General features: G+C 63.0%; 19 protein-coding genes. 17 read left to right on the forward strand and 2 right to left on the reverse strand.

Annotated elements, in window-relative coordinates; translation table 11 throughout:
• Position 1: 1 nt before the first annotated feature.
• On the reverse strand, positions 2–769 hold the full coding sequence (locus V5738_RS06110; protein WP_423823527.1) for a hypothetical protein: 768 nt from the start codon (positions 767–769) through the stop codon (positions 2–4).
• Positions 770–985: 216 nt separating this feature from the next.
• On the opposite strand from V5738_RS06110, the gene V5738_RS06115 reads away from it, so the two are divergent.
• From V5738_RS06115 to V5738_RS06140, 6 genes are all read left to right on the forward strand, one after another.
• Positions 986–1,915 carry an ABC transporter ATP-binding protein gene (locus V5738_RS06115; protein ID WP_423823528.1) on the forward strand — a complete coding sequence of 310 codons (930 nt, stop codon included), beginning with the start codon at positions 986–988 and terminating at the stop codon, positions 1,913–1,915.
• Positions 1,912–2,673, forward strand: coding sequence for an ABC transporter permease (locus tag V5738_RS06120; RefSeq protein ID WP_423823529.1), 762 nt, complete (start codon positions 1,912–1,914; stop codon positions 2,671–2,673). Before V5738_RS06115 ends, V5738_RS06120 begins: the two co-directional genes overlap by 4 nt.
• A 101-nt stretch (positions 2,674–2,774) precedes the next feature.
• Positions 2,775–3,440, forward strand: a complete 666-nt coding sequence (locus V5738_RS06125; RefSeq protein ID WP_423823531.1) for an EcsC family protein — start codon at positions 2,775–2,777, stop codon at positions 3,438–3,440.
• 207 nt (positions 3,441–3,647) lie between these two features.
• Positions 3,648–4,817, forward strand: a complete 1,170-nt coding sequence (locus V5738_RS06130) for an MFS transporter (protein WP_423823532.1) — start codon at positions 3,648–3,650, stop codon at positions 4,815–4,817.
• Positions 4,818–4,948: 131 nt separating this feature from the next.
• Positions 4,949–5,740: a 5-deoxy-glucuronate isomerase gene (iolB, locus tag V5738_RS06135; RefSeq protein ID WP_423823533.1), complete on the forward strand. Its 792-nt coding sequence runs from the start codon at positions 4,949–4,951 to the stop codon at positions 5,738–5,740.
• 49 nt (positions 5,741–5,789) lie between these two features.
• Positions 5,790–5,975, forward strand: a complete 186-nt coding sequence (locus V5738_RS06140) for a hypothetical protein (protein WP_423823535.1) — start codon at positions 5,790–5,792, stop codon at positions 5,973–5,975.
• Positions 5,976–6,710: 735 nt separating this feature from the next.
• On the opposite strand, the gene V5738_RS06145 is transcribed toward V5738_RS06140, so the two are convergent.
• Positions 6,711–7,676 carry a sugar phosphate isomerase/epimerase family protein gene (locus tag V5738_RS06145; protein ID WP_423823536.1) on the reverse strand — a complete coding sequence of 322 codons (966 nt, stop codon included), beginning with the start codon at positions 7,674–7,676 and terminating at the stop codon, positions 6,711–6,713.
• Positions 7,677–8,058: 382 nt separating this feature from the next.
• Here V5738_RS06145 and V5738_RS06150 point away from each other — a divergent pair, with 382 nt between their 5' ends.
• The 11 genes from V5738_RS06150 (at position 8,059) to V5738_RS06200 (ending at position 22,993) form a co-directional block, all read left to right on the forward strand.
• Positions 8,059–9,063, forward strand: coding sequence for a Gfo/Idh/MocA family protein (locus V5738_RS06150; protein WP_423823538.1), 1,005 nt, complete (start codon positions 8,059–8,061; stop codon positions 9,061–9,063).
• A gap of 15 nt (positions 9,064–9,078) precedes the next feature.
• A complete protein-coding gene (gene iolG / locus V5738_RS06155; protein ID WP_423824141.1) occupies positions 9,079–10,074 on the forward strand; it encodes an inositol 2-dehydrogenase in 996 nt (331 codons plus the stop codon).
• A gap of 31 nt (positions 10,075–10,105) precedes the next feature.
• On the forward strand, positions 10,106–11,125 hold the full coding sequence (locus V5738_RS06160; RefSeq protein WP_423823539.1) for a Gfo/Idh/MocA family protein: 1,020 nt from the start codon (positions 10,106–10,108) through the stop codon (positions 11,123–11,125).
• Between the two features lie 157 nt (positions 11,126–11,282).
• On the forward strand, positions 11,283–13,232 hold the full coding sequence (locus tag V5738_RS06165) for a bifunctional 5-dehydro-2-deoxygluconokinase/5-dehydro-2-deoxyphosphogluconate aldolase (RefSeq protein WP_423823540.1): 1,950 nt from the start codon (positions 11,283–11,285) through the stop codon (positions 13,230–13,232).
• Positions 13,229–15,082 (forward strand): 3D-(3,5/4)-trihydroxycyclohexane-1,2-dione acylhydrolase (decyclizing), encoded by a 1,854-nt coding sequence (gene iolD, locus V5738_RS06170; protein ID WP_423823542.1) that lies wholly within the window; start codon positions 13,229–13,231, stop codon positions 15,080–15,082. The genes V5738_RS06165 and iolD overlap by 4 nt, the downstream gene beginning before the upstream one ends.
• Positions 15,083–15,092: 10 nt before the next feature.
• Entirely contained in the window at positions 15,093–15,998 is a 906-nt protein-coding gene (iolE, locus tag V5738_RS06175) for a myo-inosose-2 dehydratase (protein ID WP_423823543.1), read from the forward strand.
• 37 nt (positions 15,999–16,035) lie between these two features.
• Positions 16,036–17,535, forward strand: coding sequence for a CoA-acylating methylmalonate-semialdehyde dehydrogenase (locus tag V5738_RS06180; RefSeq protein ID WP_423823544.1), 1,500 nt, complete (start codon positions 16,036–16,038; stop codon positions 17,533–17,535).
• A gap of 61 nt (positions 17,536–17,596) precedes the next feature.
• Positions 17,597–18,568: a myo-inosose-2 dehydratase gene (gene iolE / locus V5738_RS06185; RefSeq protein ID WP_423823545.1), complete on the forward strand. Its 972-nt coding sequence runs from the start codon at positions 17,597–17,599 to the stop codon at positions 18,566–18,568.
• 411 nt (positions 18,569–18,979) lie between these two features.
• Positions 18,980–20,143: a Gfo/Idh/MocA family protein gene (locus V5738_RS06190; protein ID WP_423823546.1), complete on the forward strand. Its 1,164-nt coding sequence runs from the start codon at positions 18,980–18,982 to the stop codon at positions 20,141–20,143.
• 231 nt (positions 20,144–20,374) lie between these two features.
• Positions 20,375–21,547, forward strand: coding sequence for a Gfo/Idh/MocA family protein (locus V5738_RS06195; protein ID WP_423823547.1), 1,173 nt, complete (start codon positions 20,375–20,377; stop codon positions 21,545–21,547).
• 318 nt (positions 21,548–21,865) lie between these two features.
• Complete coding sequence (locus V5738_RS06200; RefSeq protein ID WP_423823549.1) at positions 21,866–22,993, forward strand: Gfo/Idh/MocA family protein; 1,128 nt, start codon at positions 21,866–21,868, stop codon at positions 22,991–22,993.
• Positions 22,994–23,036 lie beyond the last annotated feature (43 nt).

Genomic DNA, 23,036 nt, shown 5'->3' on the forward strand with positions numbered 1-23,036 from the left:
ATCAGCCGGGCTGCCAGCTGCGCTGTAGCTGGCGCAGCACCTGGGCATAGCTATCGAAACCGCGGGCCAGATAGTCGAGCACCGGCGCGATATCCAGTTCCCGGGCCAGCCGGTGGCCGGCGGCCTGGTGGTAGGCGCGTCGGCCCATGTCGCGGTAATAATCGGCGCTAAGCGAACTGCGCCCGTAACGCAGCCGGTGCTCGATCCAGCCATGGCCGATGCCGGATAGATACAAGGCATAGTTGCCCAGATGGGCATGCACCAGGAACTGGCGCTCCTGGTGGCTCTCGGCGGCCTCGGCCAGCAGATCGACCAGATACTCGAACGACTCCGTCTCGCCCGGTTGGATGCGATACAGCCGTTCGGTGCGCACGAACAGGCTGAGCAGGTTCGCCAGATAGCGAATCACGCGGCGCTGTAGATAGCTTTTGGGCGTCGGTAGGCGCCGGCGCAGCATGACGTGGAAATACAGATGCGGCGAGATATTCAGCCAGCCGCCGCATTCGCCGGCTACGCGTTCGTAGACGCCGTCCTGTTCGAGCAGGGCTTCGAGCGCTGGCGCGATACCGTCGGTAATCAGCGTATCGTCGTCCGTGGCCTGGCCGGACAACTCCAGTAGAAAAGCGATGTCCTTGGCTTCGAGCCAGGTGGCATCGGCCTGGGCGAAATCGGGCACGCGGGGCACGGTCGGGCGGGCGCGACGCTGGGCAGGCGTTGATGGACAGGCGCGATCGCGGCGCGGCTCGAATGGAATGATCTTGTCAGTCATTGGTCGCCCCCGGCGTCGAAACGGACTCGTCTTTGAAGATAGCGCGATTACCGTGTCTTGTGGCGAATGACGAACAGCCGCTTGGCGATACGGGCGGCCGGCGAGCTGGTCTTGCCGGCATAATCCGAGCGCGTAGGCGGTTATGGCCCACCGTGGACTATTCGGTCTGCCATACTGGATCGGCCAATCCGTTGTGTTCAGGTAAAGGACGGTTCGTTGACCGACCCCGTAATCGAGATCCATGGGCTCAACAAAACCTATGACTCCGGCTTTTCTGCGCTTAAAAACGTCGATCTGACGATCCGCCCGGGCGAGATCTTCGCGCTGCTCGGGCCGAACGGCGCCGGCAAGACGACGCTGATCAACGTCATCTGCGGCATCGTCAATCCTAGCGGCGGCACGGTGATGGCCGGCGGCCACGATGTGATCCGCGACTTTCGCGGCGCGCGCGAAAAGATCGGGCTGGTGCCCCAGGAGCTGACCGTCGAGCCGTTCGCCAAGGTCTGGTCGACCGTAGCTTTTTCGCGCGGGCTATTCGGCAAGCGCCGCAACGATGCGCATATCGAACGAGTGCTCAAGGATTTGTCGCTCTGGGACAAGCGCAAGAACGCCACCCGCGAGCTGTCTGGCGGCATGAAACGTCGGGTGATGATCGCCAAGGCGCTGTCGCATGAACCCGAGATCCTGTTTCTCGACGAGCCGACTGCCGGGGTCGACGTCGAACTGCGCCGCAGTATGTGGAACGTCGTGCGTGGGCTGCGCGAGCACGGCGTGACCATCGTGCTGACCACCCACTATCTAGAAGAGGCCGAGCAGATGGCCGATCGCATCGGCGTGATCCAGAACGGCGAGATTTCGCTGGTCGACGAGACCGCCGTGCTCATGGACAAGCTGGGCGAAAAACGGCTGACCATCAGCTTGGCCGAGCCGCTGGCCGAGATGCCTGCGGCGCTCGCCGAGCACGAACTGCATCTCGGCGACGACGGTTATCAGCTTGTCTATGTCTATCGGGCCGGGGGCCAGAGCGACGGCGTGCGACAGCTGTTCCACGATCTGGATGCCGCCGGCATTGCTTTTACGGACGTGGATACCAAACAGAGTTCGCTAGAGGAAATTTTCGTGAATCTGGTGGAAAACGGGCGATGAACTGGCAGGCGATCAAGACTATCTATCTCGCCGAGATGGCACGTACCGGGCGCACGATCGGGCAAAGCGTGATCTCGCCGATCATCTCGACGTCGCTGTACTTCGTGGTGTTCGGTTCGGCGATCGGCTCGCGTATCACAGAAGTGCAGGGCGTGTCCTACGGGGCTTTCATTGTGCCCGGTCTGATCATGCTGTCGCTGATGACCCAGGGTATTTCCAATGCTTCGTTCGCGATCTATTTTCCGAAGTTCATAGGCACCATCTACGAACTATTGTCGGCGCCGGTGTCGTTCGTCGAGATCGTGGCCAGCTATGTTGGGGCCGCGGCTACCAAATCGGCCGTGCTGGGGCTGATCATCTTGGCGACTTCTGAGCTGTTCGTGGATCTGCATATCGCGCATCCGTTCTGGATGATCGCCTTTTTGTTGCTGACCGCGATCACTTTCAGCCTGTTCGGCTTCATCATCGGGATCTGGGCCGACAACTTCGAAAAACTTACGGTCATTCCGCTGCTGGTAGTTACGCCGCTGACTTTTCTGGGCGGTACGTTCTACTCGCTGGATATGCTGCCGCCGTTCTGGCAGAAGGTGACCCTGATCAATCCGGTGGTTTATCTGGTTTCTGGCTTTCGCTGGAGTTTCTACGACACCGCCGACGTCAGCGTGGGCGTCAGCCTGCTGATGATCGGCCTGTTCCTGGCTGTCTGTATTGCTCTGGTAGCCTGGATTTTTAAAACCGGCTACCGGCTGAAGACCTGAACCGGATAGCCCGGCGTCGCGCGCGCCACGGTCGGTGCCCGGTCATACCACGGCGTGGCCGATAGCAGCTGGCTGCGCGATTGTTGAAAAACGAGGCAACCATGGCCAAGACAATCGACCAGGGCAAGATGATGACGGCCCTGGACTGGGGCTACGACAAAGCGATCAACGGCTTGCCGGGCATGGTTTCGGCCGAGCAGCTGGCGCACAGCTATATGGCCAAAGGCGGTTCGAAAGATGACCAGGTCCGCTCGCTGATCCGCTGGCAGAACACCAAGGCTGGCACCTCGGGGTTTTTGAGTGGCCTGGGCGGCGTCGTGACCATGCCGGTGAGCGTGCCGGCCAATATCTCCAGCGTGCTCTATGTCCAGATGCGCATGGTGGCGGCGATCGCGACCATCGGCGGTTACGACGTCAAGGACGATCGGGTGCAGTCGCTGGTGTATGTCTGTCTGGCCGGCAATGCCGCCAAGAGCATCATGAAAGACTGCGGTATCGCATTGGGCTCCAAGCTCAGCGCGCGCATGATCCAGTCGATTTCGGCCCAGACACTGATCGCGATCAATCAGAAAGTGGGCTTTCGCCTGGTAACCAAATTCGGCCATACCGGCGTCATCAACCTGGGCAAGGCGGTACCTTTGGTGGGTGGTGTGATCGGCGGTGGTGTCGATGCGGCTTCGACCCATGCGATCGGGCGCGTGGCCCGGCAGACTTTCATCCCGGACATGAGCGCCGCACTCGCCGACCCGAGCGCACCGCCTACATAACTCGGCCAACGGCCGCAGCGGTCCGAGCCCCGGCTTGGCCCCGCTCGGGCTGGGCCCCGCAGGCGGTATCGGCTCGACCGTCGATGGCATGCGGCGATCGGCCTGGCTGGGCTGGCATAGTGCCAGATTCGCCGACCGAGTGCGCCGTGTCTGTCGCGCTGCAACCAGGGTCTGGCGAGGCTTCCAATTCAGCGATCCGGGGGAACCATGGCCGAACTGGCACTCGAAGGGGAGGCGCGCCTGACGCGCCGTCGTATCTGCGGCACATTGTCTTTTCTCGGCAATGGTTTCGGCATGGGCGTGTGGTCGATCGAGATCGCGCGCGTTCAATCCACGCTCGGGGCCTCGGAAGCCGAGATGGGCATGGCGCTGCTGGTATTCGCGGTCGCGGCGCTGGCGGCCATGCCCATCGCGGCCCGGCTGGCGGGCCGGTTTTCGATCAATCGAATCTGCGGCGTATTCGGGCTGGCCTTTGCCTGTGCTCTGGTGCTGCCAGGGCTGGCTGCGAGCGTGCCCATGCTGTGTGTCGCGCTGCTATGCCTGGGGATCGCCCACGGCAGCCTCGATGTCGTGATGAACTCACGGGCCAGCCTGGTCGAGGGCGATTATGGGCGACCGATCATGTCTTCGTTTCATGCCGCCTGGAGTATTGGCGGGGCGGTGGGCGCTGGCACTGCCGGCATTCTGACCGGGCTGGGCTGGACGGCACCGGCCATTCTGGCGGTTAGCGCCGCTGTGGCCCTGGGCGTATTGCTCGGCGCGCTCGGTGGCCCGCAACCGCCGGTGCCGCCGGCCCGACCGGCCGCGCCGGCGCGAAACGGATGGGCCGGCATGGACTGGAACCTGCGCCTGATCGGGCTATGCGTGATCGCGTTCTGTGCGCTGTTCGCCGAAGGCGCGCTCGCCAACTGGACCAGTATTTATCTGCAAGGCGCGTTGACCGGCCTCAGCGGCGGCTTCGCGGCCGGCTATGTCGCGTTTTCGGCCGGCATGTCGGTCGGGCGCATCGGCGGCGATCGCGTAGTCGGGCGGCTCGGTCGGCGGCGGGTCGGAGGGATCGGGGCCCTGGTTTCGGCCGCAGCGTTGTCTTATGTGCTCTGGCAGCCGACGCTGGTGTCAGCTGGGCTGTGCTTTGTGGTGATCGGTCTCGGGATGAGCAATGTAGTCCCGATCACGTTCAGCACGGCCGGGCGTACCGCCCGCAGCGCCTCGCGGGGCATCGCCACGGCAGCTTCGGCTGGCTATACCGGCCTGTTGGTCGGCCCGGCGCTGGTGGGCCTGCTCGCCGACTGGTTCACCCTCGACCGGGCCTTGTTTGCGCTGGTCGTGAGCATGGCGCTGATCGCCGCGATGGCGAGTCGCGTACTTGAACGATAACGCCTATGGCTGCCGGGAGCTGTCGGCGGAATCGACTAAAGTATGAAACAGAATATTTGCCAGCAAATAAAATAAAAAATATGTTCTATTTGTCGTAACGATGAATCATCCATTCAATACGCAGGGTCGCTATGGATCTTTTGCTCAACCCAACGCGCGATGCCGCCGAAACGCTGGATACAGCCCGGGCCACTGAGCCGCTGGAATACGTGCGGTTTCGTCAGCGCAATCTCTCCGAAGGCGAAGCCTTTGCCGATAACAGCGGCGATCTGGAACTGTGCCTGGTATTGCTCAGCGGCAAGGCCACCATCCACTGTGGCGACAACACATTCGAGGCCATCGGCGAGCGCATGAATGTATTCGAGCAGGTGCCGCCGTATGCGGTCTATCTGCCGAACGACATGGATTATCGGATCGAGGCGCTGACCGATGTCGAACTCGGCATCTGTGGCGCGCCGGGCCATGGTACCCATGCGCCGCGCTTGATCAGCCCCGATCAAATCAAGCAGACCACGCGCGGTGAAGGCGCCAATGTACGCCACGTGCATGACATCCTGCCCGAGACCGAAGCCGCCGATAGCCTGCTTGTCGTGGAGGTCTATACCCCGGCTGGCAACTGGTCGAGCTATCCGCCGCACAAGCACGACGAAGACAACCTGCCGCAGGAATCCTTCCTCGAGGAAAGCTATTACCACCGGCTCAATCCATCGCAAGGCTTCGGCTTCCACCGCGTGTATACCGACGATCGTTTAATAGACGAGACGATGGCTTTCGGCGACGGTAGTTGCGTGTTGGTGCCACGCGGGTACCACCCGGTCGGCGCGCCGTACGGTTTTGACCTTTATTACTTGAACGTCATGGCCGGGCCGAAGCGCGAATGGAAATTCACGACCGATCCGGACTTTGCGTGGCTGGTCAAGTGATCGAGGGCTGTCCGGATTCACGCCGGCCTCGGGGCGCAAGGAGTTGACGATGAGCGACATGAGTGTCGATACGGTTTTTCAGGGTGCAGGCGATGCCAAGCGTGACCGGCAGTGGGTGAGCGAGCACCCGGTCTGGGCCCGGATCGGTGATTTTATGGAGCGTTTGGCCAGCTTCTGTGGCACCCATTCGGCGGGCTATGTGGCCCCAGTTCGAACAGATCGCGATCCGCGATAGATCGGCCCAGAGCGATATAGATAGGCCCAGATAAGCCCGAGCGGTGGCTACGCGGCGCGCTAAAGCCGAACGGTCGAATTAGTCGAGGTCGGCTCTAATCGGGCTCGGCAAATGTTTGGACAACCGGCTGTTTCGGCAGTCGGTTTTTTTTTGGCCCAAACTAGGGGGTATTAAGGTTTCGTCCGAGCGCCACGTTGCCGCCGCAGTGGTCGCGGGCAGGGCGCGAGCCACCGCTTCTGGGCGTACTACGAACCAGAATCGCAACGCTGCAGGGCGATTTGCGGCCCAACCCTTCGGGACAAGCGCCGTTCCGTTTCGCGGCAACCCGGCGTTGTCGCTCTCTCGCATAAGCCGACGACGTCATGCTCGCTACGTCTCGTCTTGCCGCAAAACAGCGCTTGGCGCGGACTCGTACGAAACCTCAACACGCCAGGGCGCGCCGTCACGTGATACGTCGCCGTACTCGCGGTCCTGCGGTGGCAAGCCACGGCATTGTGAGCGTGGTGTGGCCCCGCACGTGAACGAACGATCACCCCGGATGGCCGCCATAGGTCCGACCCTGCGGGTAACGCCTGCCGATCGCGCCATGCCGGCGTGGCAGGTCTTGAACGTGGGCCCGCTAGGCTCGGCAGCCTGCCTGACCCGATGGGCGGGCGTCATGCGAAGGCGCGCCCTAATACCGGCCCCGAGGCAGGGCCATTACCCGGGGCCGTAGGTCTGCATTGTAAAAATGACTCAGTCCGGCAGTACGAAATCCGGTTGTTCGCGCGGCATCACGCGCTTGAGCAGATCGACGCTCCGGCGCACGCCCTCGTTGCAAGATAAATTCTGGTCTTCGTGCTCGATCGACAAGACGCCGTCCGAGTAGCCACGCGCCTGCAGTTGCCAGCAGAATTCCCGCCACCAGTCCTCGGACTGGCCATAGCCGAGGGTGACGTAGGACCAACTCCGTTCCAGGGTTTGGTCCATCGAGCGGCTATCCAGCCGGGTCGCCTCGGCGAGGTTGTGTGGATCGATGTACGTGTCCTTGGCATGGACGTGATAAATGCAATCAGAATAGCGGCGGATCATCTCGATCGGATCGCCGCCCATCCACATGAAATGGCTCGGATCGAAGTTCAGGCCAACCGTGGAGCCGACGGCTTCGCGCAGCTGCATGAAGGTCGGCATGTTATGCACCAGCTGGGCGCCATGGGCCTCGATGCATAGCTGGCCGACGCCGTGCGCCTCAGCAAACTCAGCCAGTTCGCGCCAGTAGGGAATGGCGACATCGGTCCATTGGTAGCGCAGTGCGTCTTGGGTTTCCGGGGGCCACGAGGTCGTGATCCAGTTCGGCATACGATCGCCGGGGGCACCAGCGGGAAGCCCCGACATCAACACGATGCGCGGCACTTCGAAAACCTCGGCCAGCCGAATGGCGTCATGCACCACCTGTGATTGGCGCTCGCCGTCGGTGGGATGGAGCTGGTTGCCGTTGCCAGTGAATGCCGAGATCTGGAGTCCGCGATCGCGAATCTTGGCAGCGAGTTCGCGCTGACGCGCAGGGTCTGCGAGCAAGGCTGCGACATCGCCGATATGGGCCGCCGCGCCCCAGTTGCCAACACAGAATTCGATCGCATCGATATCGAGCTCGGCGCAGTAGTCGAGCATGGCATCGAGGCCCATATTGGCAACGCTGTCGGTGACCAGGCCTATCTTCATGAGCTATCTCCTCAGTGCTTCGGTCGAATATTTATTGTGGATTAGAAGCTAGAATGAAAATTCCATTGCTGCAAGCGTCAGCGGTGTCGTTTCCAGGCGTAGGTGTCAGGCAGCGGGCCGACGTGTACACCGAGCTGGCGGTCCGTCGCATAGCACGGTCTCAAGCCGGTTTGAAGCCATTCAATCCATTGTTTGGCGAGATCGCCGAAGCAAGGGCTCGCCGCCCCGGGGCGGCAGCAGCCTGCGGTTGCAAAACCCGCCGATGGCTCGACTAAAGTATAAAACAATAAGTTTGTAAAAAATAAAAATAGAAAATAAATTCTAATTAGTTCGCGCTCGGGTCGGATCGACTCGGGCCATTGTCGTTGCAAGGGAGAAGCTCGTGAGTCGGACGTCGATCAACTGGGGCGTGCTGGGCGCCGCCGAAATCGCCCGTGAGCACACCATCCCAGCCATTCTCGCGGCGGATAACAGTCGTGCCTATGCTTTGGCGAGCCGGCGTGGCGTGCCCGCGGAGCTGGTTGACCATTTCGGTTTCGAAACCGGCTATGGCGACTATGAGGCGCTGCTGGCCGACCCAGCGGTGGACGCGGTCTATCTGCCATTGCCGAATGATCGCCACGCAGCATGGACGCTCAAGGCCGCACAGGCTGGCAAGCATGTGCTGTGTGAAAAGCCGGCAGCGCTGACTGCCGATCAGACCCGCGAGGCGATCGCGGCCTGTGAATCAGCCGGCGTGCTGTTCATGGAAGCCATGATGTACCAGTTCCATGCCCAGCACGCCCGCGTTCGCGCGCTGCTGGCCGAAGGGGCGATCGGCGAGGTACGCGGCGTTCATGTCAATCTCACGTTCAATTTGGAAAAGAGCCTGTCGGACTTTCGCCACGGCACGCTCGAGGCCGGCGGCGGCAGCCTCTACGACCTGGGTTGCTACTGCATTCATGCCATCCGCAGTTTGCTCGGCGAGCCCGACCGGGTCGCCACGATAGCCCGCTTCGCCGGGCCCCAGCAGGCCGAGATGTCGGCCGCGGCCGTGCTTGGCTACGACAACGGCGCCAAGGCTGGCTTCGATTGCGGTATGGACGCGACAGCCCGACATGCCTACGAGGTCTACGGCACTCGGGGCACGATCCGAGTACCCAAGGCGTTTGTGCCCCAGGCCGACGGTGACGGCCCGATCGAGATCGTCGACGCCGACGGCCATACGAGCGTCGAACGCACGACGTCATTCCAGTATCCGAACGGTATCGCTCATTTTGCCGACTGCGTACTCAATAACCGCAGTCTCGATTACTCGCCAAGCGATGTGCTGGCCAATATGCAGGTGTTGGATGCCTGTATCGAATCGGCCCGTACCTCGCGCATCGTTACATTGGAGAAACAATAAATGTCCGAGTCCATCATGAACCTGGCCATCATCGGCGCCGGGCGTATCGCCCAGGTCCATGCGGCCGCGGCCGATGGCGATCCGCGCATCGCACTGAAATATGTCTCGGATATCCGTACCGAGGCCGCTCAGGCTCTGGCCGCGGCCTATGGTGCCGTGAGCGTGGATGCCGATGCCATCTTCGACGACGACCAGATCGATGCTGTGCTGATCGCGTCCTCGACCGCGACCCATGCCGAGTTCCTGGAGCGGTCTGCGAAGGCGGGCAAGGCCGTGCTTTGTGAAAAACCGATCGCGCTGGACATCGAGCGCACGAAAGCCGCGGTGGACGTGGTCAATGCCCACCCCGTGGCCTGTGCGCTCGGTTTCAATCGCCGCCACGATCCGCAGTTCGCCGCGCTCAAGTCCGGTATCGAGGCTGGGCGCATCGGGCAGTTGGAAACATTGACCATCATCAGCCGCGATCCGGCGCCGCCGCCCATCGACTACATCAAGGGCTCCGGCGGGCTGTTTTTCGACATGATGATCCACGATTTCGACGTCGCACGCTGGTTGCTGGACGAGCCGATCGCCTCGGTGTTCGCCAGTGGCGGCGTGATGGTCGATCCGGCGATCGGCGAGGTCGGCGATATCGATACTGCGATGGTGGTGCTGACCACCGAATCCGGCCGGCTGTGTCATATCCAGAACTCGCGCCGCACGGCCTACGGCTACGATCAGCGCATCGAAGCGTTCGGCAGCCAAGGCATGCTGCAGGCGGTCAACGAGAACGAGACCCGGCTGCGCTATACCGGCGAGACCGGCCAGCTCGACGAACCGCCCAAACACTTCTTTCTCGAACGCTACGGCGTGGCCTATGGCCGCGAACTGGGCGATCTCTACGAAGCCTGGAGCACCGGGCGGACGCCCAAGGCGACCCACGAAGACGGCTACCAGTCGCTGCGCTTGGCCGCGGCCGCGACCCAGTCGCTGGCCGAAAATCGCACCGTCAAGCTCGATGAAATCAGCTGAAGTCGCGCGCTGACCGAATAGGAGACGCATCATGGCGAACAACCTACGCATTGCCGTTATCGGCACCGGCCGTATGGGCAGCGACCATATCAAGCGGCTGACTCATCGCATCGCCGGGGCCGACGTGACTGGGGTGGTCGATATCGATGCCGGCCGGGCCCAGGCCGCGGCGGCTCTGGCCGGCGAACACGTCACCGTCTGGGACGATCCGCATGCTGCGCTCGCCAGTGGCGAATACGATGCCTTCGTGCTGACCACACCGGGCATGCTGCATTACGACGTGCTCATGGACGCGCTGGCCAAGCGCGTGCCGGTATTCTGCGAAAAACCGCTGACCGCAGACGCTGCCACCGCCCGCGAGATCGTGGATGCCGAAGCTCAGCTCGAGCGCCGTGCGATCCAGGTCGGCTTCATGCGCCGTTACGACGCCGGCTACCAGCGCCTGCGGCGATATTTTACCGACGGCTCGCTCGGCGCGGCGCTCATGCTGCACTGCCGACACCGCAATCCCGATCCGCCGCCGAACTTCACCGACGCGCTGATGATCTACGACTCAGTGGTGCACGAGATCGACGGCGTGCGTTATTTCGCTGGTGAAGAGATCACCGAGATCTCAGTGCGCAAGGGCCGGGCGACCACGGGCGGCCAGGGCAAGCTGTCCGACCCGCAACAGGTGCTCATGCGTACCCAGTCTGGCGTACTGGTCGATGTCGAGATCTTCGTCAACGCGCTGTTCGGCTACCAGGTGCATACCGAGGCCGTATTCGAACGCGGCGTAGTCGATATCGGCAACGATGAGGGCGCCTATGTCCGCTCGGCTGGGCGCTGGGGCGGGGAGGTCACGCCAGGTTTCGAACAGCGCTTCGCGGCGGCCTTCGATACCGAATTCCAGGGCTGGGTGAACCGGCTGCGCGAAGGGCTGCCGCCGAACGGGCCAAGCGCATGGGACGGCTATGCGGCCGCGGCCTGCTGTGAGGCCGGAGTCGAGGCCCAGATGACCGGTCGCACGATTACCGTCGAGTTGGGCGACAAGCCGACCTTCTATGGCTAAAACCGCCGGCTATGCGCGGTACGGCGATTCGCTGCGCCGACGCAACTTTAGTCGCAGAACGCTTGAAACAGAAATTCCTTTATTGGAAAATTTAGAATAAATAATTTATCGGCAGAGCGGGTCGAACCGCTGTTCCGAAACCGAAGCGGAGAAGCCCATGTCTGACAACGCACTCGATCTGATCTGTCTGGGCCGCGCGGCGGTCGATCTCTATGCCCAGCAGATCGGCAGCCGGCTGGAAGATGTGTCCAGCTTCGCCAAATATCTGGGCGGCAGTTCCGGCAACTGTGCCTATGGCAGCGCGCGGCTGGGATTGAAGTCGGCGATGCTGACCCGGGTCGGCAACGAACAGTTTGGCAACTTCGTGCTCGAGGAATTCGCCCGTGCCGGGGTCGATGTCTCGCATATGCCGGTCGACAAACAGCGCTTCACCGCGCTGGCGATCTTGGCGATCAAGGACCGCGATACGTTTCCGCTGCTGTTCTATCGCAAGGATTGCGCAGACATGGCGATCGCCGCCGAAGATATCGACCCGGACTGGATCGGCACAGCCCGGGCCCTGTCGATCACCGGCACCCATCTGTCGACCGAGACCACCCAGGGCGCCTGCCGCGCGGCACTCGATGCCGCCAAACAGCACGGCCTGAAGCGCATTCTGGATATTGATTATCGGCCGGTGCTCTGGGGGCTGGCCGAACTCGGCGACGGCGAGACCCGCTATGTCGACGACGCCGAAACCACGGCCCATCTGCAACGCTGGATCGGCGATTTCGATCTGATCGTCGGCACCGAAGAAGAATTCCATATCGCCGGCGGCACCACCGACACGATTGCCGCGCTCAAAAAAGTCCGCGAACTATCCGATGCGGTACTGGTGTGCAAGCTCGGCGCGCTCGGCTGCACCATCTTCGAAGGCCCGGTCGGCGACTCGGTGCACGACGGCGTGCTGGTCGAGGGCGTGAAGGTCGACGTGCTCAACGTTCTGGGCGCCGGCGATGCCTTTATTTCCGGCTTTCTGCGCGGCTATCTGTGTGACGAACCCTGGGAAATCTGTGCTACCTATGCCAATGCCTGCGGGGCGTTGGTGGTCTCCCGCCACGGCTGTGCGCCGGCCATGCCGACCGAAACCGAGCTGTTCGACTATCTGGCACGCCGCGATCAGGTGCCGCGTCCCGACCAGGATGCCCGGCTCAACGACCTGCACCGCAAGACTACGCGTTATCCGGCCGAGTGGGGCCCGATCTATGGCCTGGCCTTCGATCATCGCGTGCAGCTGTTCGACATGGCCGGCGATCTCGGCGTCGATGCGGCCCGGTTGTCGCCGCTCAAGGAACTGCTGGTTGCGGCGGCCGAGCAGGGCGTAGCCAAGGCCGGGCTTACCGATCACAAGCCGGCGGTGCTCTGCGATGACGTGATCGGCCAGGACGCGCTCAATACCATGACCGGACGTGGCTGGTGGATCGGGCGTCCGGTCGAGCAGCCGGGTTCGCGGCCGCTGCGGTTTCAGCACGGCGATGACATTGGCAGCCAGCTGCTGTCCTGGCCGGCCGAGCACGTGATCAAGTGTCTGGTGTTCTATCACCCGGACGATGAGATCGCGCTGCGGCTGGATCAGGAAGACAAGCTGCGCCAGCTCGCCGAGGCTCGGCGGATCTCCGGCCACGAGCTGCTCATAGAGGTGATCCCGCCCAAGGATATGGCACGCGACGATACGACCATCGCGCGCAGCCTGCAGCGTTTTTATCACTTAGGGATTCGGCCCGACTGGTGGAAACTGCCGCCGATGGGCGAGGCCGCATGGCAAGCCGTACGCGAGGTGATCGAGCGTTACGACGAACATTGCCGCGGGGTGGTGCTGCTCGGGCTCGATGCGCCGATGGACGACGTCAAAGCCGGTTTTCGTGATGCGAGTGCGTCGCACATCTGTCGCGGTTTCACCATCGGCCGCACCTTGTTCGCTGAGTCGGCCCGAGGCTGGCTGGCTGGTGATCTCGACGATACGGCCTTCATCGAAGCCGTGTCCGACAACTATGCCGAACTGATCGCGACCTGGCGCGAAGCCGCCAGCGACGTCACGGCCCGCAACATCGCAGGAGCCTCGGTATGAGCGCACAAAATACCGTCCGCCTGACCATGGCCCAGGCGCTGGTCCGTTATTTGACGGCCCAGCACACCGAAATCGATGGCCAGCGCCTACCTCTGTTCGCTGGCTGTTTTGCCATCTTCGGCCACGGTAACGTTGCCGGTATGGGCGAGGCCCTGTACGCCGAGCGCGATACGTTTCCGACGTACCGTGCCCATAACGAGCAGGGCATGACCCATGCGGCCATCGCCTTCGCCAAACAGAACCAGCGCCGGCGCATGATGGCCGTCACTACCTCGATCGGGCCCGGTGCGTTGAACATGGTCACCGCCGCCGGCTTGGCCCATGCCAACCGGCTGCCAGTGCTGCTATTGCCCGGGGATACCTTTGCTACCCGCCAGCCGGACCCGGTGCTCCAGCAGGTCGAGCATTACGGCGCGCCGTCGATCACGGTCAACGATGCCTTCGCACCGGTGTCGCGCTATTTCGATCGCATCACCCGGCCCGAGCAATTGTTATCGAGTCTGCCGGCGGCGATCGAGACTCTGCTCGATCCAGTCGACTGCGGACCGGCCACGCTGGCACTGCCCCAAGATGTCCAAGCCGAGGCCTATGACTTCCCGGTCTCGTTCTTCGAGCCGCGGGTGCATCGCATCCGGCGGCCAGGGTTGGACGAGGTCGAGCTGGCGGCGGCGATCGCAACCCTCAAGGGCGCCGAGAAGCCACTCATCATCGCTGGCGGCGGCGTGCTGTATGCCGGGGCCTCCGAAAAACTCGCCCGGTTCGCCGAAGACCATGGCATTCCGGTGGCCGAGACCCAGGCCGGCAAGGGCAGCCTGCGCGCTGATCACCCCAATAACGTTGGCTCGATCGGCGTGACGGGCGGCACCGCCGCCAATGCGCTGGCCGAGGCCGCGGATGTGATCGTCGCGCTCGGCACGCGGCTACAGGATTTCACCACCGGCTCTCGGGCCCTGTATATGGACCACGGGCCGAGGCTGCTCGGCGTGAATGTGGCTCGCTTCGATGCCGCTAAGCACGGCAGCCAGTCGTTGATCGGCGATGCCGCCGTGGCGCTTGATGCACTAGCGGCCGGGCTGGCCGGCTGGCAGTCGGCCAGTGTCTGGCAGAACGAACTCGCTGAAAAACGCACGGCTTGGCTGGATATCGTCGAACGGGTCACGGCCGATGACGGTTCCGAGCGCCCGGCCGACAGCCAGGTGCTCGGCGCGGTCAATCGCGCGGCCGGCGAGAACGGCACCGTGGTCTGTGCCGCGGGTGGTCTGCCGGGCGAACTGCACAAGAACTATCGCACCACTGGGCCGGGCAGCTATCACGTCGAATACGGCTTTTCCTGCATGGGCTATGAGATCGCCGGCGGGTTGGGGGCCAAGATGGCTGCACCCGAGCGCGATGTCTACGTCATGGTCGGCGACGGCAGCTACATGATGCTCAACTCCGAGCTGGCCACCTCGGTCATGCTCGGCTACAAGCTGATCGTGGTGCTGCTCGACAATCGCGGCTACGGCTGTATCCATCGCCTGCAGGGCGCGACCGTGGGCGTCGAGTTCAACAATCTGTTCGAGGGCTGTAACACGATCGAGGCCGGCGCCCCGGATATCGATTTCGCGGCTCATGCCAAGGCACTCGGCTGCGAGGCCGAATGGGTTACTGGCATTGCCGGGTTGCAAGACGCACTGGCGCGGGCCCGGGCCAACGAGCGGTCTACCGTGATCGCGCTCAAGACCGATCCGGACAAAGAAACCACGGAAGGCGGTGCCTGGTGGGATGTGCCAGTCGCCGAAGTGTCGAGCCGCGATGCCGTGGCCGAACGGCGGGCCGGCTATGACCACAGCAAGCAGCGTCAACGCTAGGAGCAAGACAATGAGTATTCGACTGGGCGTTAATCCGCTGCTCTGGACCAACGACGATCTACCGCTGCTGGGCGACGAAACTTCGCTCGCCCAGTGCCTGGCCGAAGCCAAGCGGGCCGGCTACGAAGGGGTGGAAATGGGCCGCAAGTTCCCGACCACCTTCGAAGGCCTGGGGCCGCTGCTGAGCCACGAACAGTTGGCTCTGGCCTCGGGCTGGTATTCCTCGAGTTTGCTGGAGCACAGCGTCGAGGACGAGATCGAGGCCATGCAGGGCCATCTTGCCCTGATGAAGGCCACCGGGGTGACCGCGATGGTGTTCTGCGAAACCGCGCGCTGTGTGCATCTCGACCGTGGCATGCCGGTGTCGCGCCGGCCACGGCTACGAGATGCCGAATGGGAATATCTGGCCCCACGCATCGACGCGATCGCCGACTATCTGGCTGGCGAGGGCATTCAGATGGCCTATCACCACCACATGGGTACCGCGGTCCAGTCCACCGACGACGTCGCCCGGCTGATGGCTTCGACCAGCGAGCGCGTCGGCCTACTGTTCGACACCGGCCATTGCCGGTTTGGCGGCGGCGATCCCCTGGACTGGCTGGATCGCTGGGGTGATCGGATGGTGCATGTCCACTGCAAGGACGTGCGCGATGCCGTGGTCAGCCGTTCGCACAACCGCAACGCCAGTTTCCTGGATGCGGTGGTCGACGGCGTATTCGCCATTCCTGGCGATGGCAGCCTGGATTTCGACGCCATTCTGGCGCGCCTGGCGCAGAGCGGCTACGCCGGCTGGCTGATCACCGAAGCCGAAAACGATCCCACCGTGACGCCGTCCTGGCCGCTGGCCGAACGAAGCTATCGCTATCTACGAGATACGGCGCGGCGCGCCGGTTTTGCCCTGGCTGCCGCTGCTTGATCGGCATCGCACGACATACGATTCAAAGGACCTAGACATGCGCGAGATTCAACATTTCATCAACGGCGCAGCCACGGCCGGCAACAGCCGCGAACGCGGCGCCGTATTCAACCCGACCACCGGCGAGCAGCAGGCCGAGGTCGTGCTCGGCAGCACCGCTGATGTCGATACGGCAGTCGCTGCGGCCAAGGCCGCCTACCCGAAGTGGGCTGCGACCACCCCCCTGCGTCGGGCGCGTATCTTGTTCAAGTACAAGGCGCTGCTCGACGAGCACCGCGACGAGATGGCGCGCCTGATCGCCTCCGAGCACGGCAAGGTGTTTTCGGATGCCCAGGGCGAGGTCACCCGCGGTATCGAAGTGGTCGAATTCGCCTGCGGCATGCCGCATCTGCAAAAAGGTGAGCATTCGATGAACGTCGGCACCGGTGTCGACAGCTATTCCATGTACCAGCCGATCGGGGTCTGTGCCGGCATCACGCCGTTCAACTTCCCGGCGATGGTGCCCATGTGGATGTATCCGATCGCTTTGGCGGCCGGTAATACCTTCGTGCTCAAGCCGGCCGATAAGGACCCCTCGGCAGCGGTACTGATGGCCGAACTGCTCAAGGAAGCCGGGCTGCCGGACGGGGTATTCAACGTCGTGCACGGCCGGGCCGAGGCGGTGAACCATCTGATCACCCATGACGACGTCTCGGCGGTGAGCTTCGTTGGCTCTACGCCGATCGCCAAGCATATCTACGAGACCGCCTCGGCCGCCGAGAAGCGCGTGCAGGCGCTGGGCGGCGCCAAGAACCATTTGGTCGTGATGCCGGATGCCGATATCGATGGGGCGGCCGATGCGTTGATGGGGGCGGCTTATGGCAGTGCCGGTGAGCGCTGTATGGCGATCTCGGTGGCGGTGCCGGTCGGCAAGGAAACCGCCGAAAAACTGCGCGCGGCCCTGGTCGAGCGGTTGAACAATCTCCAGGTCGGCCCGTCGCTGGTCGACGGCCCCGACAACGACATGGGCCCGCTGGTCTCGGCTGAGCATCGCGACAAGGTCGCAAACTATGTCGGCATCGGCGCGGAAGAAGCCGAACTGGTGGTCGACGGCCGCGAGCAGGATTTCTCGACCCATCCGGACGGCTATTTCATCGGCGGTTCGTTGCTCGACCACACCAAGCCCGGCATGCGCGTCTACGACGAAGAGATTTTTGGCCCGGTGCTGTGCATCAGCCGCAGCGAATCGCTGGACGAGGCGATCGATCTGATCAACGCCAACCAGTTCGCCAACGGCACTTCGATCTTCACTGAATCCGGCCATGCCGGGCGTACCTTCGCCGAGCGCATCGAGGTGGGCATGGTCGGTATCAACGTACCGATTCCGGTGCCGATGGCCTTCCATTCCTTCGGCGGCTGGAAGCGGAGCTTGTTCGGTCCGCTGCATGTGCACGGCGCCGATGGCGTACGTTTCTATACCCGGCTGAAGACTGTGACTGCGCGCTGGCCGGAAGACCAGGTCTCGCAGGGCAACGCCTTCGTTATGCCGACGCACTGACCACCACGGATCGGGCCGCCGGGCGTAGCCCACGCCCGGCGCTTTCGTCGAGGAGAGCATCATGAGCACGACGACTTCGAACGTGCAGGCCCCTCCTGCGCGTGAATGGCAGGCCAGCCAGCGAGCGACCCGAGAATGGGTATCGCCGTATGGGCTGCGTCTTGGCATTAATCCGCTCGGCTGGACCAACGACGTGATCACCGAGTTCGGTGACGAGACACCGGTCGAAACCTTCATCGCCGAGGCGGCTGTGGCCGGTTACGAAGGCGTCGAGATGGGTCGGAAATTCCCGACCGAGCCGGACGCCGTCGGCCGTCTGTTGGCCGACGGGAATATGGATCTCGTCTCCGGTTGGTATTCCGGCCGGCTCGGCGAGATCGGCGTGGCCGAAGAACTCGCCCACGTCGATTCGCATGCCCAGGTACTGGCCGAAAACGGCGCCCGCGTGATGGTCTACGGTGAAACCGGGCTAATGCCCGGCGACGATCCGCTCAACGAGCCATTGTCGGCTGCGCCGACTGTGGCCGACGGCGAGTGGGCAGCCTACGGCCAGCGGCTGACTGAGTTCGCCGAGGCGCTGGAACGCCACTACGGTATCCAGTTGGCTTACCACGCGCATCTGATGATGGTGGCCGAGTCCGAAGCCGAGATCGATCGGCTGATGGCCGAGACCGGCGACGCGGTCGGGCTACTATTCGATACCGGCCATATCGTGGCCGGCGGCGGCAATCTGGCGCGCGTGCTCGCCAAGCATGGGCACCGGGTCAATCATATTCACCTGAAAGATATCCGGCGCGATGTCTTTGCCGGCGTCCGCGAGCGCGATGCGTCGTTCAACACCGGCGTGCGGGCCGGCATGTTCACCGTGCCGGGCGACGGCTACATCGACTATGCCCCGGTAATCGATTTCGCCAAAAGCGAGGCCTACAACGGCTGGCTGGTGGTCGAGGCCGAGCAGGACCCAGCCCAGGCGCCGTCGGCCGAATATGCCGACAAAGCGATACGCACGGTGCGATCGCTCTTCAGGGGGTAGTTCATCAAGACACTATCCGCAGATCGACGCCAATTCACGCAGATGACAGAAAGACCGCTGCGGCGGGCGCCAAGCCTAGCAATGCTTGGCGAGCTTTGGCGCATTCAAAACGGATTTGTCTGCCGATCTGCGTGCTTCTGCCTCGATCTGGGAATAAAAATCTTCTGAGGAATCACCGAAATGGCGATACCACTCAACCTCGGCATCATCGGCACCGTCGTCACCGGGCATGCCCAGGCTGATGTGTCCGCAGAACCGTATAGATCTACGCATATAAAAGAAAGATAACGACAGATTGCGCCCAGCCCAGACATGCTGTTGCGCGCTTGGGCGCACTCAAAATCATCTGTCTTCAGATCTGCGTGTATCGGCGTCGATCTGCGGACAAAATTTTTCGAGGAGATCACTAAAATGGCAGAACAACTGAATATCGGCATTATCGGCACCGGTTTCATGGGGCGGGCCCACGCCGAGGCGTTCTGGCGCTGTGCCGCGCTCTATACGGACCTCGCGCTGCGCCCGCATTTGTATGCGGTAGCCGATGTCAGCCGCGAACTGGCCGAGGCGGCGAAGACCCGCTTCAACTTCGACAAGGCCTATGACGACTGGCGGGCGATGATCGCCGACCCGGACGTGCATGTGGTCGATATCACTTCGCCGAACCAGTTTCATCACGAGATGGCGCTGGAGGCGATCGCGGCCGGCAAGCACGTCTACTGTGAAAAGCCGCTGGCGATGTCGACAGCGGAAGCCAACGAGATGCGCGATGCCGCCGAAAAAGCCGGCGTCAAGACCATGGTCTCGTTCAACAACATCAAAACACCCGCGGCCATGCTCGCCAAGCAGATCATCGATCGCGGCGAGATCGGCACGCCGACCCGTTTTCGCGGCACCTTCGACCAAGGCTTTTTCAACGATCCGGAGTTGCCGTGGTCCTGGCGCTGCTCGCGGGCGGCCGCCGGTACCGGCTCGCTCGGCGATCTCGGCGCGCACGTAATCGGCGTAGCCCAGTATCTGATGGGCGATTTCGCGCGCGTCTGCGGCCAGTCGCAGGTCGTGTTCGACAAGCGCCCGGTGGCCGATCCAGGCGCCGGCTATTCGTCCAAGGCCGGGGCCGACGCCGAATGGCGCGAGGTCGAGAACGACGACCAGACCCAGTGCTTGGTGAAGTTTTCATCGGGTGCGGCTGGCGTGGTCGAATCCTCGCGGATCGCCGCCGGCAAGATCATGGGCGTGGAATGGGAGATTTCCGGCACTGAAGGCACCATCATCATGGATGGCGAGCGCTTCAACGAGCTGCAGGTCTTTCGTATGCGCGACGAAAAACGCGACCGTGGCTTCAAGACCCTGTTGGCCGGCTCCCAGGTACCGCAGTACGCCGGCTTCTTCCCCTTCGATTTCGGTGGCGGCAGCCTCGGTTTCTACGACGCCAAGGTGATCGACGTCTGCGATCTCGTCACCGGTATCGCCAGCGCCGACGACTGCTACCCGAACTTCAACTTCGGCGCCCGCAACCAGCGGATCCTCGAAGCGATCGACGAATCCTGTCAGTCGGAGTCCTGGGTGACCGTGTGAGTTTGAATCGATTCGCAGATGCGCGCCGATTGGCCCCGATGGCTCGGTCACGGGTTTCGAACCGAGATTAAGCGCCGAACTCGATCAGGGCGCGAGCGGTGTCGCCGAGGTCTGTGCAACGCAATCGTTCTGCGCGGGCTCGCCTTCGCCTATCGCTGTCTTTTCAATCGGCGTTCATCGGCATGGGCCTGCGGACCGATAAAAAACCAAGCTGCCTGAGGAGAAATAACAATGAAATCATTCGAACAGCCGATCCGCATCGGTATGGTCGGCGGCGGGCCAGGCGCCGGTATTGCCACGGCCCACCGCGCCGGGCTGCGCATGGATGGCCGCTACGATCTAGTTGCGGGGGCGTTTTCCCGCGATCTCGACAAGTCCCGCCAAGCAGGCCGTGAACTGGGTGTCGACGAATCGCGCGTCTATGCCAGCTACGAAGACATGGCTGCAGCCGAGGCCGCCCGCGAGGACGGTATCGAAGCCGTAGCCGTGGTCACGCCCAATGCCAGCCATCACCCAGTATCCAAGGTTTTTCTCGAGCACGGCATCCATGTCATCTGCGACAAGCCGCTGACCGACGATTTCGACAAGGCCCAAGAGCTGCACCGGTTGGCCGAAGCCCAGGGCCTGGTATTCACGCTCACCCACAACTACGCCAGCCATGCCATGGTGCGCGAAGCCGCCCGGCGCGTGCGCCGCGGCGATCTAGGCGCCATCCGGATGGTCCAGGGCGAATTCGCCTCGGGCTGGGCTGCGGGCGAGGTCGAGTCGGAGGCCGACAACAAGCAGGCTGCCTGGCGCACCGATCCGGACCAGGCCGGCGAGGCCAGCGTGATCTACGACCTGGGTACGCATATCCATCATTTGGCGTGCTATGTCTCGGGGCTTGCGATCGAGTCTTTGGCCGCCGATCTGTCGACCGTGGTACCCAATCGCCAGGTCTATGACAACGCCAACGTCATGCTGCGATTTGCTGGTGGCGCCCGCGGTGCGTTGTGGATCACCATGGCTGCGACGGGCGCCGAGCACGGTCTGCGGCTGCGTGTGGTCGGGGCCAAGGCTTCGCTCGAATGGTGCCACGAGGATCCGCATCATCTACAACTGTGCTATCCCGACGGCCGGCGCGAAGTGTTGGCCCAGGGTGGGGCGACGTTGTCGACGGATGCCGAGGCGCTGACGCGGATCGGCCTTGGCCACCCCGAAGGCTTCCTCGAATCCTTCGCCAATATCTATTCAGAAGCTGCCGAGGCGATCGCGGCGACGCGTACCGACCCACGACCGGCGCGTGCGGCACTCGCCTATCCGAGCACGGCCGATGGCGTGCTGGGGCTGCAATTCGTGGCTGCGGTCCAGGAATCCGCAGCCGGCGACGGCCGCTGGATCACGCTGGCCCCCATCGATCTATGAGATCGGGTGGCATCGTCGGCGCGCACTGCTAGGGCCTGTTGAGATTTCGTCCGAACGCCGCGTTGCTGGCCCAAATCGTGGCGGGCCAGGCGCGTCACGCGGGCCGACACGATTTCAGGCGCAACCCTTTGGGACAGCGGCTGTCAGGCCGCAATCCAGTGTTGCCGCTTAGGGACGTAGCACAACCACGGCGTATTCGCGCCGCCTCGGCTGGGCAGCCCAACAGCCCTTGGCGCGGGCTCGCACTAAACTTCGACACACCCTAGGCTAGTTGGCATTCGTTTTGGATCGTATCCGTTAAATCAAGGAGATACGCGCATGTCGCGTGAACTGCGTTTTGGCCTCATCGGAGCGGGTTTTATGGGCAAGGCCCATGCCCTGGCGTTGCATTCGGTCGGTGCGACATTCGGACTGGACACTCGGCCGGTCGCCGACATGATCGCGACCAGTTCGGATGCCTCGGCGGCAGCCGCTGCGAAGCGGCTCGGCTTTGCCCGTCATACCGGCGACTGGCGCCAGCTGGTAACCGACCCGGATATCGATGTGGTCACAGTCTGTGCGCCGCTGCCGCATCGAGAGATGGTTTTGGAGGCGATCGCTAACGGCAAGCATGTGCTCTGCGAAAAACCGCTGGCCTCGACCACCGACGAAGCCAAGGAAATGCAGACTGCGGCCGAGCAGGCCGGGGTGGTCTGCATGGTCGGGCTCAACTATCCCAAGACCCCGGCATCCCAGTTCGCGCGCCAGCTGATCGCCGACGGCGCGCTCGGCGAGATCGTGTCGCTGCGCTGTGTGCACGTCGAGGATTTCCTGGCCGATCCGAACCTGCCGATCGATTGGCGCATGCGCCAAGCCGAGGCAGGCGAAGCTGGGGCGCTGGGCGATCTCGGCTCACACTGCATCGGCATGTCGCACTGGCTGCTCGGGCCGATCCGCGAAGTCATGGCCGAAACCCGCATCGTACATACCCAGCGCCCAGACCCGGACTCTGGCGAACACGTTGCCGTAGAAAACGACGATCAAGCCGAGCTTTTGGTGCGCTTCGAAAACGGGGTGACCGGCTCGTTGTATGTCTCGCGGGTGGGCACCGGCCACAAGATGGGCCTGTCTTATGAAGTGGTCGGCACCGAAGGCACGATCGTGTTCGATCAGGAACGCCTGAGCGAGATTCAGTTCTACTCCCGCCAAGATGATCCGCGAACCCAGGGCTTTCGGCGGATCCCGATCGGCCCGGCCCATCCGGACTACGGCGACTTTTGCCCGGCGCCCGGCCACGGCACCGGTTATAACGATACGATCACCGTGGAAGTGCGGGATATGATCGCAGCGATCACCGGCGATACAGCGGACCTCTGGCCCGATTTCGCCGATGCGGTGTATGTCCATCGCGTGATCGATGCCGCCCTGGAATCGGTCAAGGCCGGGCGCTGGTGCAAAGTGGGCTGAAAAGCTTGCCCTGACTGGCTCGGCACAGGCTCGGCCGCCTGGA

The sequence above is a fragment of the Salinisphaera sp. SPP-AMP-43 genome (assembly GCF_049568105.1).
Lineage (GTDB): Bacteria > Pseudomonadota > Gammaproteobacteria > Nevskiales > Salinisphaeraceae > Salinisphaera.